The sequence below is a fragment of the Methylobacterium adhaesivum genome, assembly GCF_022179065.1.
Taxonomy (GTDB): domain Bacteria; phylum Pseudomonadota; class Alphaproteobacteria; order Rhizobiales; family Beijerinckiaceae; genus Methylobacterium; species Methylobacterium adhaesivum.
In genome coordinates this window covers 55,433-72,316 of the sequence record NZ_BPQD01000003.1, presented here as the reverse complement: position 1 = coordinate 72,316, position 16,884 = coordinate 55,433, and the positions used below count along the sequence as shown (strand labels likewise).

Below are 16,884 nucleotides of genomic sequence, written 5' to 3'. Positions count from 1 at the left end.
CCGGGAGACACGCCATGCCGAGAGGTGAAATCACGGGCTACGTCGACGTCGCGCAGGTGGTGCTCTACGCGTTCTGGATCTTCTTCGCCGGGCTGATCTTCTACCTGCGCCGCGAGGACCGCCGCGAGGGTTACCCCCTGGAAGCCGAGGGACTGGCGGCCGGTCGGCGCGCCTCGCCCGATCCGATCCTGATCCCGACGCCGAAGTTCTTCCGCCTCTCCGACGGCAAGGTGAAGACCGCGCCGCCGCAGGAGGGCCCCAACACCTGGAACTATCGCGGCCACAAGCACGAGGTCTGGCCCGGCGCCCCCCTCGAGCCCGAGACCGACGGCATGCACGACCAGATCGGCCCCGGCTCCTTCGCCGACCGCGACAATTCCCACGACCGCACCTGGGACGGCGACAAGCGCATCGTGCCCCTGCGGGTGGCCGAACACTTCGTGGTCCACGAGGACGGACCGAATCCCATCGGCATGACCGTGTTCGGCGCCGACCGGCAGCCCGCCGGCACCGTCTCGGATCTCTGGGTCGACCGGGGTGAATCGATGGTCCGTTACTACGAGGTCGAACTCGGAGCCGGCGGCCGGCGGGTGCTGATGCCCAACACCTTCTGCCGCACGGGTCGCTTCACCCGCACGGTGAAGACCGAGGCCCTGCTCGCCCACCAGTTCGCCGACATTCCCGCTCACGCGGATCCGGACTCCGTGACCCTTTACGAGGAGGAGCGGATCATGGCCTTCTTCGGAGCCGGCACCCTCTACGCCACCCCCGGTCGTCAGGAGGCCTACCTGTGACCCGCGCCCGCACGGCCCCCCACGGCGTTCCCGCAAATCGGTTCGACGCGCCGCCCGGCTTGCCCGCCCCCCTGCCGGCGGGCGAGCACATCCTCTGGCAGGGCCGTCCCGGCGGCCTCGCCATCGCGTACCGCGCCCTGCACATCCGTCTCGTCGGCCTGTGGTTCGCCGGACTGGCCCTGTGGGCGGCCGTACCCCCGGCGATGGAGGGCCGTGTCCTCGACGCCGCCCGCGCGGCCGGACCGACGCTCGTCGTCGGGACCGGCGCCATCGCGCTCCTTGGCCTGCTCGGCTGGCTGTCGGCCCGCACGACCACCTACACGATCACCAACCGCCGGGTGGTGATGCGGGTCGGCATCGCTCTGCCGATGACCCTCAACCTTCCCTTTAGCCTCGTGTCCGAGGCCGGCTGCCGCCATTTCTCCGACGGCAGCGGCGACCTCGCCCTCGCGGTGAAACCCGGCAACCGCATCGCCTATCTCCATCTCTGGCCGCACGCCCGGCCGTGGCACGTGACGCGCCCCGAACCGATGATGCGTTCGGTGCCGAACGCGGCGGAGGTTTCGGCGATCCTCGCCCGTGCCCTCTCGGCGGCCCGCGCGATCGACGAGGAGGCCGCCAGCCCGGTGATCCGGCGCCGCGCACGCGGCCACCGCCTCGCCACCGCCAGCTGAAGAGGGGCGCCATGAGCGGACGCACCTTGAACGCCCCCTTCGGCCGGACGAGCTGGTTTCCCATCGGCGCCGGTCTCCTCATCGCCTTCGTCCTCGGCAGCGTCGGCATCGGGCGATACGAGGGCGTCGGCCTCACCCGGATGCCACCGGCGCAAGCCGTGCGCACGCTCCGCTTCACCGCCGAGGACCGGACGGACGGCGCGATCCTCCTGCGCGACGCGGAGCGTGGCACCGCCGTCGCCACGGTGGCGCCTGGCCAGGACAACTTCATGCGGGCGACCCTGCGGGGTTTCGGGCAGGCCCGCCTCAGGGCCGGCCTCGGCCGCGAAGCACCGTTTCGCCTCACGCATTTCAACGACGGCAGCCTGCAACTCGACGACGAGCTCACGGGGCGCGCGGTCAATCTCGGGGCCTTCGGACCCTCGAACTTCGTCGCGTTCGCCCGCCTGCTGCCCGAGCCCGGAGCCGCCCGATGATCGCCTGGCTGACCAGCCGCACCAGCGTCGAGGTGCCCTGCACCGTGGAGATCGAGCAGACGCCCGAGAGTCTCCACGCCCACGTCATCCTCGACGCCGATTTCGACATCGAACCCGGCGACGAGGTCCAGGTTCACGATTCCCCCGTGAGCGTTCCTTACGGCGAGCGCCTCGTCGTCCGCCGCACCGCCACGGTGATCCGGGCGGGACGCCTGGAGCGGCTGTGGACCAAGCTCGCCGGCCACCTCGAACTCACCGAGCTCTACGAAGTCAGCTTTTCCGAGAGGAGGCGCCTGTGACCGTCTCGATCCAGCATCAGACCGTGAAGCCGAAGCTCCCCATGAACGAGGGCACGAAGGCGGCGCAGGAGACGACCTTCCTGTCGCCGCGCTTCTACACCACGGATTTCGAGGAACTTGACCGCACCGACGTCGAGCCCGTGCGGGCGGATTGGGACAAGCTCATCGCCGAGCTGCGCGCCGATCCGAACAAGCGTCACTTCACCCGCAACGCCGATTTCGACGCCGACATGTCCGGGCTCGATCCTGAACTTCGCAAGGAGTTCATGGACTTCCTGGTCTCGTCCATCACCGCCGAGTTCTCGGGCTGCGTGCTCTACGCCGAGATGCGCAAGCGCGCCAAGAACCCCGACATCCGCGAGCTGTTCGGCTTCATGAGCCGCGACGAGGCGCGCCACGCCGGCTTCATCAACGACGTGCTCAAGGATTTCGGCATCGGCGTCGATCTCGGCTTCTTGACGAAATCGAAGAAGTACACCTTCTTCCGCCCGAAGTTCATCTTCTACGCGACCTACCTCTCGGAGAAGATCGGCTACGCGCGCTACATCACCATCTTCCGCGAACTGGAGCGCAATCCCGAGCGGCGCTTCCACCCGATCTTCAAGTGGTTCGAGAAGTGGTGCAACGACGAGTTCCGCCACGGCGAAGCCTTCGCCCTGCTCATGCGCGCGAACCCGAAGCTCACGACGGGCGTGAACCGCTACTGGATCAAGTTCTTCCTGCTCGCCGTCTTCGCGACCATGTATGTCCGCGATCATTGCCGCCCGGCCTTCCACAAAGCGCTCGGCGTCGATCCCACCGATTACGACTTCAAGGTGTTCCGCATCACCTCGGAGATCTCGAAGCAGACCTTCCCCCTCACCCTCGACCTCGAGAACCCGAAGTTCAAGCGGGCCCTCGACCGGCTGCTGGCCTGCTCCAACGGCATCGCCGACGCCAAGGCGCGGGGCGGGCTCGTGGGCAAGCTCAAGCACGGGGCCTGGATCGCGGCCTCGGCCGTCAACTTCGCCCGACTCTACGCCCTGCCGACCCTCGACAACCCGATGCCGGCCGAAATCCGCCTCGAGCCGGTCTGGTAGGTCATGGCCGCCTACGCCGTTCCGGCTCTCTACGCGGTGGTGATCTGGTGGTTCTCCACCGGGCTCATCATCCTGCTCGACCACCGGCCCCGCTCCACCCATCCCTGGAGCATGGCGGTCGGGACCCTGATCCTGGCCGCCGCCCTGTGGGCCATCGGGGCCAGCGCCACCGACACCAGCGAGGCGGGCGCCTACACGGCCTTCACCGGCGCGCTCCTCGTCTGGGGCTGGCAGGAGATGAGCTACTACATGGGCTTCGTCTCGGGGCCGCGCACCGAGGCCTGCCCGCAGGGCGCGCGGGGCTTTGCCCGCTTCCGCGCGGCTTTGGCGACCAGCCTGTGGCACGAGGCGGCGATCCTCCTCGGGGGGGCGGCCATCCTCGGCCTCACCTGGGGCGGCCCCAATCGTTTCGCCCTGTGGACCTACCTCATCCTCGCGGGCATGAACCTCTCGGCCCGGCTCAACATGTTCCTCGGCGTCCGCAACCTCAACGCCGAGTTCCTGCCGGCGCATCTCGCCTACCTCGCCGGTTTCCTGCGCAACCGGCCGATGAACCCCCTGTTCCCGGTCTCCGTGGCGCTCGCAGGGTTCGGGACTGTGTGGCTGGCACAGGCCGCCCTGGGGGAGGGGATCGACGCCCACGAACTCGTCGGCTTCACCATCGTCGCCACCCTGATGGCGCTCGCCACCTTGGAGCACGGCTTTCTCATGCTGCCGCTGCCCTCGGCCGCCCTGTGGCAGTGGAGCCTGCCGGGGAGGGGCGCCGATGCCACGCCCGTGCCGGCGCGGGGCGCCGTCGAGTACGGCACGGCCGCACCGGCCCCGACCCTCGCGACCCGTAGCCGGGACGTCCCCGAAACCACCGGGTGAGCACAGCATCGCGTAGACGAGCACGAGATCGGGCAGAGACCACGCACAAGAAACGGGAAGGGGACAGGTCATGAACTACGAAGACTTCTTCGCCGCAGAACTCGGTGGCCTCCACCGCGAGGGCCGTTACCGGGTGTTCACGGATCTCGAGCGCCACAACGGCCGCTTCCCCCATGCCACCCACCACACCCCCGGCGGCACCCGGCCCGTGACCGTGTGGTGTTCCAACGACTACCTCGGCATGGGCCAGCACCCGGCGGTGCTCGCGGCCATGCACGAAGCCCTCGACCGCTGCGGCGCCGGGGCCGGCGGCACCCGCAACATCTCGGGCACCAACCATTATCACGTGCTCCTGGAGCGGGAGCTGGCCGACCTCCACGGCAAGGAGGCCGCCCTCCTGTTCACCTCCGGCTACGTCTCGAATTGGGCCGCACTCGGCACCCTCGCGGGCCGGCTGCCGAACTGCGCCGTGTTCTCTGACGCGGAGAACCATGCCTCCATGATCGAGGGCATCAAGGCGAGCCGGGCCGAGCGCCACATCTTCCGCCACAACGATCCGGAGGACCTCGACCGCAAGCTGCGCCTCTTCGATCCGGCCCGGCCGAAGCTCGTCGCCTTCGAGTCGGTCTATTCCATGGACGGCGACATCGCCCCCATCGCGGAGATCTGCGACGTCGCGGAGGCGCACGGCGCGCTCACCTATCTCGACGAGGTGCATGCAGTCGGCCTCTACGGCGCACGCGGCGGCGGCATCTCCGAGCGCGACGGCCTCGCCCACCGCCTCGACGTCATCGAGGGAACGCTCGGCAAGGCGTTCGCGGTGCATGGCGGCTACATCACCGCCTCGGCCAAGCTGTGCGACTTCGTGCGCAGCTTCGCGTCGGGCTTCATCTTCACCACGTCGCTGCCGCCGGCCGTGGCGGCGGGAGCGGCGGCGAGCATCCGCCACCTCAAGGCGAGCGGCATCGAGCGCGCCCGGCATCAGGAGCGGGTGGCGACGGTTCGGGCGCGGCTCGACGCGGCCGGCATTCCGTATCTCGCCAACGACAGCCACATCGTGCCGGTGATGGTCTGCGATCCGGTGCTGTGCAAGGCGATCAGCGACACCCTGCTCGACGAGTTCGGCATCTACGTCCAGCCGATCAACTATCCCACGGTCCCGCGCGGCACCGAACGCCTGCGCATCACCCCGTCGCCGCTGCACACGGATGCCGACATCGACCATCTGGTGGATGCCCTCAGCGCCATCTGGGGCCGCATGGGCGTCGAGCGCGCGGCCGCCGAGTAGACGGACGCCCCCCTCCGCAGGGCAGGCGGCAGGGGCCGCGCACCACACGTCGAGGCAACGGGAGATCGAACCCATGATCGTCAACGGATCGACCCGCGCGATGTCCCGTGAGCCGGCCCGCGTCCCGCCCCTCGCCCCGGAGGCCGATGCGATCCGGGCACCGGGACGCACGACAGTCCCCCGGCCGGACGCCGAGCCGCATCCGGCCCCGCCCACCTTCCCGTTCTCGGCCATCGTCGGTCAGGACGAGATGCGCCAGGCGCTCCTCATCGCGGCCGTGGACCCCTCCGTCGGTGGCGTTCTCGTGTTCGGCGACCGCGGCACCGGCAAGTCGACGGCGATCCGGGGCCTGGCCGCCCTGCTGCCGCCGATGCGGGCGGTGGCGGGGTGTCCCTATGCCTGCGATCCCGCCCGCCCCGGCGACCTGTGCCATCGTTGCCGGGACCATGCCGGCGGCCTCGAGACCCACATCGTCCCGGTGCCCGTGGTGGACCTGCCCCTCGGCGCGACGGAGGACCGGGTGGTGGGCGCCCTCGACCTCGAACGGGCCCTGACCCAGGGACAGAAGGCGTTCGAGCCGGGCCTGCTGGCGCGCGCCAACCGGGGTTTCCTCTACATCGACGAGGTCAATCTGCTGGACGATCACCTCGTGGACCTCCTCCTCGATGTCGCGGCCTCGGGCGTGAACACCGTCGAGCGCGAGGGGTTGAGCATCCGCCATCCCGCCCGCTTCGTGCTGGTGGGCAGCGGCAACCCGGAGGAGGGGGAATTGCGCCCCCAGCTCCTCGACCGCTTCGGCCTCGCCGTCGAGGTGACGACGCCGACGGACCTCCCCACGCGGATCGACGTGGTGCGCCGACGCGATGCCTACGAGCGTGATCCGGCGGCGTTTCGCGCCGCCTATGCGGAGGCCGATCGCGCCATCCGCGACACCCTGACCCAAGCCCGCGCGCACCTGCCATCCCTCACCGTGCCGGACGCAACCCTGGAAGCGGCGGCGCGCCTGTGTCTCGCCCTCGGGACGGACGGCCTGCGCGGCGAACTCACCCTTATGCGCACGGCTCGGGCGCTCGCCGCCTTGGAGGGCGCCGAGACCATCGGCCTCGATCACCTCGCCCGCATCGCCCCGGCTTCGCTGCGCCACCGCCTGCGCCGCAATCCGCTGGACGAATCCGGCTCCACTGCCCGCGTCACGCGCGCCGTCGCGGAGGTACTCGCGCCGTGACGGCCTGGGCCGATGCCCTGCTGGTGGCGCGCCTCGCGGCGGCCGATCCGCACGGGACCGGCGGCGTCGTGGTGCGGGCTGGGGTGGGGCCCGTGCGCGAGACCTGGCTCGCCGCCCTGCGAAACGCCCTGCCGGCGGCGCTCCCGATCCGGCGGATGCCGGGCAGCATCACCGATGCGCGCCTGCTCGGGGGCCTCGACCTGCCGGCCACCCTCGCGGCCGGGCGCCCCGTCGCCGAGACCGGCCTCCTGGCCGAGACCCATGGCGGTCTCCTCGTCGTCCCCATGGCCGAGCGCCTGTCGCCGGGCCACGCCGCCCACCTCGCGGCCGTTCTCGATGCGGGCGCCGTACGGGTGGAGCGCGACGGCCTCGGCCGGTGCTGCCCGGCCCGCCTCGGCGTGATCCTCCTCGACGAGGGCCAGGGCGACGAGGCCGTGCCAGAGGCGCTGTGCGACCGCCTCGCCTTCCGGATCGACCTCACGGACATCCCTTGGCGCGACGCGGTCCCGCTGGAAGACCCGTGCGTGGCGGACCCCGGCCCGCCGGACGCGGACGCGCTGGCCGCCCTATGCCGGGCCGCCGATGCCCTCGGCATCGCCTCCCTGCGCGGGCCGCTCCTGGCCGCGCGGGTCGCGCGCCTCCTGGCGCGCCTTGCGGGTCGCGACGCTCCGGGCGAACACGACACCGTGCTGGCCGCCCGCCTCGTCCTCGGCCCGAGGGCGACGCGGATGCCCGAGCCGGTGCCCGAGGCCGACGCGCCGGAGACGGACCCCGATGCGGCGCCCGAGCCGGAATCAGGTGCCGGACAGGACGATCAGAATCCCGCCCCCCTCGACGAGCGCATGATCGAGGCCGTGCGCAGCGCCCTGGCACCCGGCCTCCTCGCCGGCCTCCTCGCAGCGGGGGCGCGCCCGCGCCAGCCCCAGGCGGGCAAGGCGGGCGCCCCCGCCGCGTCGCCCCGAGCGGGCCGTCCCATGGGCGCGCGGGCCGGCGATCCGCGCCACGGGCGCCTTGCCCTCGTCGAGACGCTACGTGCCGCCGCGCCCTGGCAGCGCCTGCGCCAGGGTGCGGGCGAGCCCCGACGCATCCGGATCCGGCCGCAGGATCTGCGCGTCACCCGCTTCGTCCAGCGCACGCAGACCACGACGATCTTCGCCGTCGATGCCTCGGGCTCGGCCGCCCTGGAGCGCCTCGCCGAGGCCAAGGGCGCCGTCGAGCTGCTGCTCTCGGAAGCCTATATCCGCCGCGACTGTGTCGCCGTCCTGGCGTTTCGCGGGATGGGCGCGGAGGTGATCCTGCCGCCGACGCGGGCGCTTGCCCGGGCCCGGCGCGGTTTGAGCGCCCTGCCCGGGGGCGGGGGCACGCCCCTCGCCGCCGGCCTCGACGCGGCCGCCGAACTGGCCCGGACCGTGCGGCGGGGCGGGGGCACACCTGTCGTGGTGGTTCTCACCGACGGGCGCGCCAACGTCGCCCGCTCGGGGCCGACCGGCCGGGCGCAGGCGGGCGCCGATGCCCTCTCGGCCGCCGCCGGGTTGCGCGCGGATGGGGTGCGCACCATCCTCATCGACACCGCCGCCCGGCCGCAGGACACCGCCCGCCGCCTCGCCGAGGCCATGGGGGGGCGCTATCTCCCGCTGCCCTACGCCGATGCGGGGGCGATGAGCGCCGCCATCCGGGCGGCGACCTGAGGACAGACCCATGCCCGCGCCGAGCGACCGACCCGTCTGGGAGCGTGAAGGCGCGGACTGGCCCCACCGCGAGGCCAGCCGCTTCGTCGCCGCCTCCGGCCTGACCTGGCACGTCCAGACCTTTGGAAGTCGGGACGCCCCCGCGCTCCTGCTCCTGCACGGCACCGGGGCGGCAACCCATTCCTGGCGGGGCCTCGCGCCCCTGCTGGCGCAGGATTTCTTCGTGGTGGCGCCGGACCTGCCCGGCCACGGCTTCACCGACCCGCTGCCGGCCGCCCGCCTGTCCCTGCCCGGCATGGCGGCGGCGATCGGCGAGCTCCTCTCGACCCTCGGGGTGGCACCGGACATCGTGGTCGGGCACTCCGCCGGCGCCGCCCTCCTCGTCCGCCTCTGCCTCGACGGGTTGGAGCCCCGCCACCTCGTCGCCCTCAACGGCGCCCTGACGCCGTTCCCCGGCCTCGCCGCGGTACTGTTTCCGGGGCTCGCCCGGATGCTGTTCCTCAACCCGGTCACCCCGCGACTCTTCGCCTGGACCGCCGACCGCCCGGCGGTGGAGCGCCTGATTCGCGGCACCGGCTCACGCCTCGACGCCCAGGGACTCGATCTCTACCGGCGCCTGTTCCGCTGCCCCGGCCACGTCGGCGGGGCGCTCGGCATGATGGCGAACTGGGATCTGGCCACCCTCGACCGCGCGCTTCCTCGACTCACCGTGCCAACAACCCTGGTGGTGGGTGGAGACGACCTGGCGATCTCGCCGGACACCGCTTTCGCCCTGCAGAAGCGCCTGCCCCACGCCCGGGTGGAATTGCTGCGCAACCTCGGCCACCTCGCGCACGAGGAGGCACCCGAGACGGTCGCCCGTGTGATCCGCCAGCTCAGTTCGAGCCCGGCCGAGGCCGCGTCCTAAAACAAGCCTTGCCTCACGTCGCGGACGCGGATTAGTGTCAGGTTATGTTGACACTCGCCGACATGCCGAACACCGCGACGAACCAGGATCCCCGTCCGCACGCGGTGGTGATCGGGTCCGGTTTCGGAGGTCTGGCGGCTGCCATCCGCCTCGGCGCCCGGGGCTATCGGATCACGGTGCTGGAGCGCCTTGAGCAGCCCGGCGGCCGGGCCCGCGTCCACCGCCAGGACGGCTTCACCTTCGACGCCGGCCCCACCATCGTCACGGCGCCGTTCCTGTTCGAGGAGCTGTGGCGCCTGTGCGGCCGGCGCATGGACGAGGACGTGACCCTCGCGCCCATGCGACCGTTCTACCGCATTCGCTTCGATGACGGCGCCACCTTCGACTACAGCGGCGACATCGCCGCCATGCGGGCGGAGGTGGCCAAATTCTCCCCCGACGACGTCGCCGGCTACGAGGCCTTCATGGCCCGGTCCGAGGCGATCTGCCGGGTCGGATTCGAGGAACTCGGCCACGTGCCGTTCTCGTCGGTCACCGACATGCTGCGGATCATGCCGAGCCTGCTGCGCCTCGGCGGCCACCGCTCCGTCTACGATCTCGTAGCCAGCTACATCCGCGACGAGCGCCTGCGGACGATCTTCTCCTTCCACCCGCTCCTCATCGGCGGCAGTCCGTTCCGGGCGAGCGCGATCTACTGCCTCATCGCCCATCTGGAGCGGCGCTGGGGCGTCCACTTCGCCATGGGCGGCACCGGGCGCCTCGTCGACGGCCTGTGCGACCTCATCCGGGGGCAGGGGGGAACGCTGCGCTGCGGCGCCGACGTTGCCCGCATCACCGTGACGGGCGGCAAGGCCACGGGCGTCACCCTGGCGAACGGGGAAACGGTTCCGGCCGACATCGTGGTGTCGAACGCCGATTCGGCTTTCACCTACGGGACATTGCTCGGTGGAAAGGCCCGTCGGTGGAGCGCTGGGCGGCTCAAGCGCGCTCATTCCTCCATGGGCCTGTTCGTCTGGTACTTCGGCACCAACCGGAAATATCCGGACGTGGCCCATCACACCATCCTGATGGGCCCGCGCTATCGCGGCCTCATCGACGACATCTTCACCAAAAAGCACCTCGCGAAGGATTTCAGCCTCTATCTGCACCGGCCGACCGCCACCGACCCCCTGCTGGCCCCGCCCGGATGCGACGCCTTCTACGTGCTGTCGCCGGTGCCGAACCTTGACGGCGGCCAGGACTGGACGGCGCTGGCCGAACCCTACCGGCAGGCCATCGCCCGGCATCTCGAGGCGACCGTGATGCCGGGCCTCTGCGAATCCCTCGTCACGTCGAAGGTGACGACGCCCAACGACTTCGCCCACGATTTCCTGAGCTATCGCGGCTCGGGCTTCGGCCTCGAACCGGTGCTGACGCAATCGGCCTGGTTCCGGCCGCACAACGCCTCGGAGGGGGTGCGCAACCTCTTCCTCGTCGGGGCCGGCACCCATCCGGGCGCCGGGCTCCCCGGCGTCCTCTCCTCTGCCCGAGTCCTCGATTCCGTGGTGCCGGATGCGCGTGTCTTCGCCTGAGGCCGTCAGGCCGTCCTTCTGGGCCGTGCCGGAACCCGACCGACCGCCCCTCTGGGCGACGCCCCATGCCGACGCAGCCGACCGGGCGGCTTGCCGGAACGCCATCCGGGCGGGCTCGCGCAGCTTCTTCGCCGCCTCGGCCCTGCTGCCGGCCCAGGTCCGGCGCCCGGCCTACGGGCTCTATGCCTTCTGCCGCCTGTCCGACGACGCCGTGGACTGCGTGGCGCCCGGGGCCCGGGCGGCGGCCGTGACGCGCCTGTCCGCACGCCTCTCGCGCGCCTATGACGGGCGCCCCGCCGATGCCCCCGCCGACCGGGCGCTGGCCGACCTCGTCGTCGCCCACGCGATTCCGCAGGCCCTGCCCCTCGCGCTCATCGAGGGGCTGGCCTGGGACGGGGAGGGACGGCGCTACGCGACCCTGTCCGACCTCACGGCCTATGCCGCGCGGGTCGCGGCCAGCGTCGGCGCGATGATGACCCTGATCATGGGGTCACGCGACCCGGGCGTCCTCGCCCGGGCCTGCGACCTCGGAATCGCCATGCAGTTCACCAACATCGCCCGGGATGTCGGCGAGGATGCCCGGGCCGGCCGCCTCTACCTGCCCGTCGACTGGCTGAAGGAGGCCGGCATCGACCCGGACGCGTTCCTGGCCGATCCGCGCCCGAGCCCGGCCCTGGCCGGGGTGGTCGCCCGCCTGCTGGCGGCCGCCGACCTTCTCTACCTCCGCTCGGAGGCGGGACTCTCGGGCCTGCCGCACACCTGCCGCCCGGCGATCCGCGCGGCCCGGCTCATCTATGCCGAGATCGGCCGTGAGTTGGAACGTCAGGGCCTCGACCCGGTGGGAAGCCGCGCCCGGGTCGGGGGGCGGCGCAAGGCGGCGCTCCTCGCCCGCGCCCTGATACCGTCCTTCGCCGACGGGGCCGATCGGGCCGCGCCGCCGCTGCCCGAGGTCGCCTTCCTCGTGGAGGCCGTGGCCACCCAACCGGTCGCGACCGGGCCGGCCTGGTGGGACATGCCCGGCCAGATCGCCCGCGTCCTCGACCTCGTCGAGGCCCTACGCGAACGCGAGACCTTTTCGAGCCCGGCGTTCGCGCCCGAGGGTGCGTCGCACGCCGCCTCGTGAGCGATTCGCTCTTCGCCGCCCTCGATATCGGCCTCGTCTTCGCCCTGGCCCTCGGCTTGGCGATCTGGCAGCTCATGGTGCTCAAGCGCGGCATCCGGGCGGATCGCGAGCGGAATCGGGCCGACGGACCGGAGTGATACGATGTCCGCTTGATCACTTCGGATCGAGCGGGCGCGACAGTCTCCCTCTCCTTTCAGGAGAGGGAGACTGCGAGTCACCACATTACCGAACGGATCAGGCGGAAAACGTATGACCCGCCGGAGGATGCTCCAAGGGCGTCGCGTCACGCCAACGGGCGCGGCATCCGGAACGGCAGCATCAGGCGCACCAGGGGGTTCTTGAACCGGTCCAGCGAGAGGCTCTCGTGGACCGGCCGCACGGCCTGCCCGCAGAGCCGCGTCTCCAGAAGGGAGCGGGCATAGAACGGCGTGTCCTCGAAGGTGCGCGCCACCCGGGCCTGCCCGTCGTCGCTGCGGGTCGAGCGGGGGATGCGCCACAGGCGGGTGGGCGGCAGGGCGGCGGGGCGCGGCGGGTCCATCTCGCGCCGCGCGCCCGTGGAATCGAACCGCAGGGACAGGTTCTGGGTGGTGCCGTCGCGCCGCCGCACGTCGTAGAGGATCGCGGCGCCCTGGTTGAGGTCGGCCCGGCACCAGGTCCAACTGGTGAAGGCGTCCTCCAGGGGCGTGTCGCCGTGGTTGGTGTCGAAATACGCCGTGCCGCTCCAGGCCAGAGTCGGCTCGGTGAGCGCGACCTCGACGGGGGAGGACGGCGCCATCGGCCACCAGCGATGCTGCCCGCGCGCATCGAGGGTGAACGGGCCCGGCGTCAGGCCGGTGGGGCGCACCCGCACGGTGCCGCGCACCCGCGAGGGAATCGGCGCCGTCACCTCGTCGAGGTTGATGGTCAGCGTCGTGCCGTCCCATTCGAGATCGCTCGGACCGATGGCGAGGTGCGTGGCGTCCCGCGACACGGCCCGGCGCCCGCGCTCGGTCATGCAGAAGCGGTTCGACCGCTCCCCGTAGAGCACGACGTTGACGGCGCAGTGCCGGAACGGGTCACGTCTCGGGTCCCACGCATAGTACGGCGAGAACACGGAACCGATGAAGGCGATGATGGTCAGCCCCTGGCGGCCGTCGTCGCTCAGGGCGTCGACATACCACCAGACGTAGCCGCCCCGGCCGACCGGCGTGTCGAAGCGCGGGCGGTGGCCCGGTCCGCCAGCAGCCTGTCCGCCGCGAGCCGCCCCGACTGGGCCGCCATCGGCACCCCCGGCCCCGGATGGACGCTGCCCCCCGCCAGATACAGGCCCGGAACCGCCGTCCGCGCCCCCGGCCGCCGGAACGACGCCATCCACCCGTGCGAGGCCCGGCCGTAGAGGGCGCCCCCCGTCCCCGGAAACAGCGCCCCGAACTCCGCCGGCTGCGTCGTCACCGTCGCGGGCGTGTCCGTCAGCCTCAGCCCGCAGGCTCCCAGACGGCGATGCAGGGCGCTCGTGCATGTGGCGATCTCCGGAGGGGTGAAGGTGCCGCCCGCCGGTGCGTTGACGAGGCAGAGCAGGCGTTCGGCCCCGGATTCCCCGGGCGCGACATCGCCCCGGTCCTGGGCGCAGACATAGACCGTGGGGTCGGCGGGAAGCCGTCCCCGGGCGATACCGTCGAACTCGGCGGCGTAGTCGCCGGAGAAGAAGACCGTGTGGCGCAGGAGCGGGAAGCCTTCGGCGCGGGCGTTCATGCACAGGGTCACGGCCGAGAGGGAGCGGTCGCCCGGCGCAACCGGCTCGGCACCCCGCGCGGCCTCGGCGCCGAGGAGACCGTCGGCCAGGGCCGCCGCGTCGGCGTTGCAGATGACGGCCTCCGCCGGGAGGCGCTCGCCGGTGTCGAGGTCCACGCCGGTGACGCCGGCGCGGTCGGTGACGATGCGCGCCACGTGGGCACCGTAGCGCAGGTGCGCGCCGCGCTCGGCGGCGAGATCCGCCACCGCCCGGGCGAGGGCGCTGAGGCCGCCCGCCACGTGCCAGACGCCTTGTGATTCGACATGGGCCACGAGCATCAGCGTCGCGGGCGCCCGGAACGGCGAGGCGCCGCAATAGGTGCTGTAGCGCGCGAACAGCTGACGCAGGCGCGGATCGGCGAAGTCGTCGCCGAGCGCCGACCACAGGGTGGTGAAGGGCTGGATGCGCCAGAGATCGCCAAGCCCCGACAAGCCGGCCCGGCGGGTGAGGGCGAAGGGGCTCGGGCGCTGCCCCCGGATGAACGGCCCCTCGAGGGTCCGGTAGACCGCCGCGGCCCGGGCGCGGAACCGGTCGTAGCCCTCGGCCTCGCGCGGCCCCGCAAACGCCCCGATGGCATCGCGGGAGGCGCGCGGATCGGCGAACAGGTCGAGGTGGCCGTCCGGCCCCCAGGCATGCCGGGCGAGGATCGCCGCCGGGTTGAGCACCACACGGTCGTCGAGGCTGGCGCCGCATTCCGAAAAGATCTCGTCGAGGACCCAGCGCATGGTGAACACCGTGGGTCCGGCCTCCACGGCCCGACCCTCGACGGGGACGCTGCGCATCTTGCCGCCCGGATGCGCGGCCCGTTCCAACACGGTCACGTCGAGGCCCGCATGGGCGAGCCGCAGGGCCGCCGTCAGACCACCGATCCCCGCCCCGATCACCACCACCCGCACGTGTCGGCTCCTTCGTCGTCGAAACCGCACCTTGACGAGTGTCAATATTATCTGACACTTTCAAATGGCAAGTTAAAAAGACACTCAGCATTCGGGAGAGACGTCAGATGGATGCCAACCGTCGCATCGAACGTGCCCTCGACGCCGCCGTCGCCCACGCAGAGGCCCCCGGTGCTCCGCCGCTCCTCGCCGAGGCCATCCGCTACGCCGTGTTCCCGGGTGGTCACCGCATCCGGCCGCGCCTCTGCCTGTCCGTGGCACGGGCCTGCGGCGACGACGATCCGGCGGCGTCGGACGCGGCGGCGGCGGCCATCGAACTGCTGCACTGCGCCTCCCTCGTGCACGACGACCTGCCGTGCTTCGACGACGCCCCCCTGCGCCGGGGCCAGCCCTCGGTCCACGCGGCCTTCGGCGAGCCTCTCGCGGTGCTCACGGGAGATGCCCTCATCGTCTCGGCCTTCGAGACCCTGGCGCGCGGCGCGGCGCGCTCACCCCAGCGGCTGGCTGCCCTCGTCGGCCTCGTCGCCCGCGCCGTCGGCTCGCCCAACGGCATCGTAGCCGGCCAAGCCTGGGAATCCGAGCCCACCGTGGCCCTCTCCGAGTACCAGCAGGCCAAGACCGGCGCCCTGTTCGCCGCCGCCACCGTCACGGGCGCGGCGGCGGCCGGCGCACCGGCCCTGCCGTGGCGCCTCCTCGGGGAATGCCTCGGCGAGGCCTATCAGGTCGCCGACGACCTGCGCGACGTCGCCTGCCGTCAGGAGGAGGTCGGCAAGCCGGTCGGCCGCGACGCCACCCTCGGCCGGCCCAACGCCGCAGCCCTCCTCGGCATGGGCGGGGCCCTCGCCCGCCTCAAGCGCCTCGCCCGCGAGGCCGTGGAGGTGATCCCGGCCTGCCCCGGCGCCGATGCCCTGCGGGCCGAGATCGAGGCGCAGACCCGGCTGTTCCTTCCGGCAGGCCTCGTGCGGGAACTGGCCTGACGGCGGACGGCGCGACCATCATGGCCCCCCCGCCAGGGACCGCCTCGGCCGCGAGCCTGGACGAGCGCCGCAACGACGGCCCCCCCCAGAAGAACTCGTGGCGGGCGCGCTGGCGGGCCTTCCGCACCCGCACCATCGCCAGGCCCGGCTTCCAGCGCTGGGCCGCCGGCTTTCCCCTGACGCAGCGGATCGCCCGGGCGAACACGAAGGCCCTGTTCGATCTCTGCGCCGGCTTCGTCTATTCGCAGACCCTGTTCGCCTGCGTGCGCCTCGACCTGTTCCGGATCCTCGCCGACGCGCCCCTGGGGCCGGAGACCGTGGCCGCCCGCACCAGCCTCGCACCGGCCCGGGCCGAACGCCTTCTCAAGGCGGCAACGGCCCTCGACCTCCTCGTCCGCCTGCCCGACGGCCGCTTCGCCCTGGCCGACCTCGGCGCCGCGCTCATCGGCAATCCCTCCGTCGCGGCGATGATCGAGCATCACGCGCTGCTCTATGCGGATCTCGCCGACCCCGTCGCGCTCCTGCGCGGCGAGACCGGCCCGACCCACCTGTCGCGCTACTGGGCCTACGCGGAGGCGGCGCGCGGCGATCCCGCGAACGCGGAACCGGTCGCCGCCTACGGCGCCCTGATGGGGGCGTCGCAGGACCTGATCGCGGGGGACATCCTCGACGCCTACCCGCTGCGGGATCATCGCCGCATCCTCGATGTCGGCGGCGGGGAGGGCGCCTTCCTAAAGGCGGCCGCCCGCCGCGCGCCCGGCCTCGACCTGATGCTGTTCGACCTGCCAGCCGTGGCGGCGCGGGCGGAGACGTCCTTCACCGAAGCGGGCCTGGACGCGCGCGCAAAAACCTTCGGGGGCGCCTTCCCGGACGATCCCCTGCCGCACGGGGCCGACCTCGTCTCCCTCGTGCGGGTGGTCCACGACCACGACGATGCCAAGGTCCGCGCCCTCCTGCGCGCCGTCCACGCGGCTTTGCCCCCGGGCGGCACCCTCCTCATCGCCGAACCCATGGCCGGCACACCCGGAGCCGAGGCCATGGCCGATGCCTATTTCGGCTTCTACCTCCTCGCCATGGGCACCGGCCGCTGCCGCACCGCCGCCGAGCTGGCCCGGCTCCTCGCCGAGGCCGGCTTCGGTGAAATCCGCGAGGTCGCGACGCGTCGCCCGCTCCTGACCCGACTGCTGGTGTCGCGTCGATTGGACACTCCATTGTGTAAGTAATGCTTGACGAATAGCAGTGTCTA

The 16,884-nt window shown here is 72.1% G+C and carries 17 protein-coding genes; 15 read left to right on the top strand and 2 right to left on the bottom strand.

Annotated features, from left to right (window positions below; translation table 11 throughout):
- Positions 1 to 14 precede the first annotated feature (14 nt).
- The 13 genes from puhA (at position 15) to MFF01_RS04060 (ending at position 12,131) form a co-directional block, all read left to right on the top strand.
- The gene (gene puhA, locus MFF01_RS04120; RefSeq protein WP_238222290.1) at positions 15 to 794 is read left to right on the top strand and encodes a photosynthetic reaction center subunit H; all 780 of its coding nucleotides are present in this window, start codon (positions 15 to 17) and stop codon (positions 792 to 794) included.
- Entirely contained in the window at positions 791 to 1,468 is a 678-nt protein-coding gene (gene puhB / locus MFF01_RS04115; RefSeq protein ID WP_238222288.1) for a photosynthetic complex putative assembly protein PuhB, read from the top strand. The genes puhA and puhB overlap by 4 nt, the downstream gene beginning before the upstream one ends.
- Positions 1,469 to 1,479: 11 nt before the next feature.
- On the top strand, positions 1,480 to 1,944 hold the full coding sequence (gene puhC / locus MFF01_RS04110) for a photosynthetic complex assembly protein PuhC (RefSeq protein WP_238222287.1): 465 nt from the start codon (positions 1,480 to 1,482) through the stop codon (positions 1,942 to 1,944).
- The gene (locus tag MFF01_RS04105; RefSeq protein ID WP_238222284.1) at positions 1,941 to 2,243 is read left to right on the top strand and encodes an O2-dependent cyclase accessory protein; all 303 of its coding nucleotides are present in this window, start codon (positions 1,941 to 1,943) and stop codon (positions 2,241 to 2,243) included. Before puhC ends, MFF01_RS04105 begins: the two co-directional genes overlap by 4 nt.
- A complete protein-coding gene (gene acsF, locus MFF01_RS04100; RefSeq protein WP_373319623.1) occupies positions 2,240 to 3,322 on the top strand; it encodes a magnesium-protoporphyrin IX monomethyl ester (oxidative) cyclase in 1,083 nt (360 codons plus the stop codon). The genes MFF01_RS04105 and acsF overlap by 4 nt, the downstream gene beginning before the upstream one ends.
- Before the next feature lie 3 nt (positions 3,323 to 3,325).
- On the top strand, positions 3,326 to 4,192 hold the full coding sequence (gene puhE, locus MFF01_RS04095) for a putative photosynthetic complex assembly protein PuhE (protein ID WP_238222282.1): 867 nt from the start codon (positions 3,326 to 3,328) through the stop codon (positions 4,190 to 4,192).
- Between the two features lie 70 nt (positions 4,193 to 4,262).
- A complete protein-coding gene (gene hemA, locus MFF01_RS04090; protein ID WP_238222279.1) occupies positions 4,263 to 5,480 on the top strand; it encodes a 5-aminolevulinate synthase in 1,218 nt (405 codons plus the stop codon).
- Between the two features lie 250 nt (positions 5,481 to 5,730).
- Positions 5,731 to 6,705, top strand: coding sequence for a magnesium chelatase ATPase subunit I (gene bchI, locus MFF01_RS04085; protein WP_238223050.1), 975 nt, complete (start codon positions 5,731 to 5,733; stop codon positions 6,703 to 6,705).
- The gene (locus tag MFF01_RS04080) at positions 6,702 to 8,393 is read left to right on the top strand and encodes a magnesium chelatase subunit D (protein WP_238222277.1); all 1,692 of its coding nucleotides are present in this window, start codon (positions 6,702 to 6,704) and stop codon (positions 8,391 to 8,393) included. Before bchI ends, MFF01_RS04080 begins: the two co-directional genes overlap by 4 nt.
- A 10-nt stretch (positions 8,394 to 8,403) precedes the next feature.
- The gene (bchO, locus tag MFF01_RS04075) at positions 8,404 to 9,300 is read left to right on the top strand and encodes an alpha/beta fold hydrolase BchO (protein WP_238222266.1); all 897 of its coding nucleotides are present in this window, start codon (positions 8,404 to 8,406) and stop codon (positions 9,298 to 9,300) included.
- 44 nt (positions 9,301 to 9,344) lie between these two features.
- Positions 9,345 to 10,871, top strand: a complete 1,527-nt coding sequence (locus MFF01_RS04070; RefSeq protein ID WP_238222263.1) for a phytoene desaturase — start codon at positions 9,345 to 9,347, stop codon at positions 10,869 to 10,871.
- Positions 10,852 to 11,994: a phytoene/squalene synthase family protein gene (locus tag MFF01_RS04065; RefSeq protein ID WP_373319622.1), complete on the top strand. Its 1,143-nt coding sequence runs from the start codon at positions 10,852 to 10,854 to the stop codon at positions 11,992 to 11,994. The genes MFF01_RS04070 and MFF01_RS04065 overlap by 20 nt, the downstream gene beginning before the upstream one ends.
- Positions 11,991 to 12,131 (top strand): hypothetical protein, encoded by a 141-nt coding sequence (locus MFF01_RS04060; RefSeq protein WP_238222261.1) that lies wholly within the window; start codon positions 11,991 to 11,993, stop codon positions 12,129 to 12,131. The genes MFF01_RS04065 and MFF01_RS04060 overlap by 4 nt, the downstream gene beginning before the upstream one ends.
- Positions 12,132 to 12,277: 146 nt before the next feature.
- Here the strand turns inward: MFF01_RS04060 and MFF01_RS04055 are convergent, their stop codons facing one another.
- Both MFF01_RS04055 and crtD read right to left on the bottom strand, forming a co-directional pair.
- A complete protein-coding gene (locus MFF01_RS04055; RefSeq protein ID WP_238223048.1) occupies positions 12,278 to 13,138 on the bottom strand; it encodes a carotenoid 1,2-hydratase family protein in 861 nt (286 codons plus the stop codon).
- On the bottom strand, positions 13,135 to 14,661 hold the full coding sequence (gene crtD, locus MFF01_RS04050) for a 1-hydroxycarotenoid 3,4-desaturase CrtD (protein ID WP_238222259.1): 1,527 nt from the start codon (positions 14,659 to 14,661) through the stop codon (positions 13,135 to 13,137). The genes MFF01_RS04055 and crtD overlap by 4 nt, the downstream gene beginning before the upstream one ends.
- A gap of 107 nt (positions 14,662 to 14,768) precedes the next feature.
- On the opposite strand from crtD, the gene MFF01_RS04045 reads away from it, so the two are divergent.
- Both MFF01_RS04045 and MFF01_RS04040 read left to right on the top strand, forming a co-directional pair.
- Positions 14,769 to 15,638 (top strand): polyprenyl synthetase family protein, encoded by an 870-nt coding sequence (locus MFF01_RS04045; RefSeq protein WP_238222257.1) that lies wholly within the window; start codon positions 14,769 to 14,771, stop codon positions 15,636 to 15,638.
- Positions 15,639 to 15,658: 20 nt separating this feature from the next.
- Positions 15,659 to 16,861, top strand: coding sequence for a methyltransferase (locus tag MFF01_RS04040; RefSeq protein WP_238222254.1), 1,203 nt, complete (start codon positions 15,659 to 15,661; stop codon positions 16,859 to 16,861).
- The last annotated feature ends 23 nt before the right edge of the window (positions 16,862 to 16,884 follow it).

Coding starts and splice junctions, on each gene's coding strand:
- puhA (WP_238222290.1), top strand. CDS start 15: ATGCCGAGAGGTGAAATCACGGGCTACGTCGACGTCGCGCAGGTGGTG.
- puhC (WP_238222287.1), top strand. CDS start 1,480: ATGAGCGGACGCACCTTGAACGCCCCCTTCGGCCGGACGAGCTGGTTT.
- MFF01_RS04045 (WP_238222257.1), top strand. CDS start 14,769: ATGGATGCCAACCGTCGCATCGAACGTGCCCTCGACGCCGCCGTCGCC.
- MFF01_RS04065 (WP_373319622.1), top strand. CDS start 10,852: ATGCGCGTGTCTTCGCCTGAGGCCGTCAGGCCGTCCTTCTGGGCCGTG.
- bchO (WP_238222266.1), top strand. CDS start 8,404: ATGCCCGCGCCGAGCGACCGACCCGTCTGGGAGCGTGAAGGCGCGGAC.
- bchI (WP_238223050.1), top strand. CDS start 5,731: ATGCGCCAGGCGCTCCTCATCGCGGCCGTGGACCCCTCCGTCGGTGGC.
- MFF01_RS04040 (WP_238222254.1), top strand. CDS start 15,659: ATGGCCCCCCCGCCAGGGACCGCCTCGGCCGCGAGCCTGGACGAGCGC.
- hemA (WP_238222279.1), top strand. CDS start 4,263: ATGAACTACGAAGACTTCTTCGCCGCAGAACTCGGTGGCCTCCACCGC.
- MFF01_RS04070 (WP_238222263.1), top strand. CDS start 9,345: ATGTTGACACTCGCCGACATGCCGAACACCGCGACGAACCAGGATCCC.
- MFF01_RS04105 (WP_238222284.1), top strand. CDS start 1,941: ATGATCGCCTGGCTGACCAGCCGCACCAGCGTCGAGGTGCCCTGCACC.
- puhE (WP_238222282.1), top strand. CDS start 3,326: ATGGCCGCCTACGCCGTTCCGGCTCTCTACGCGGTGGTGATCTGGTGG.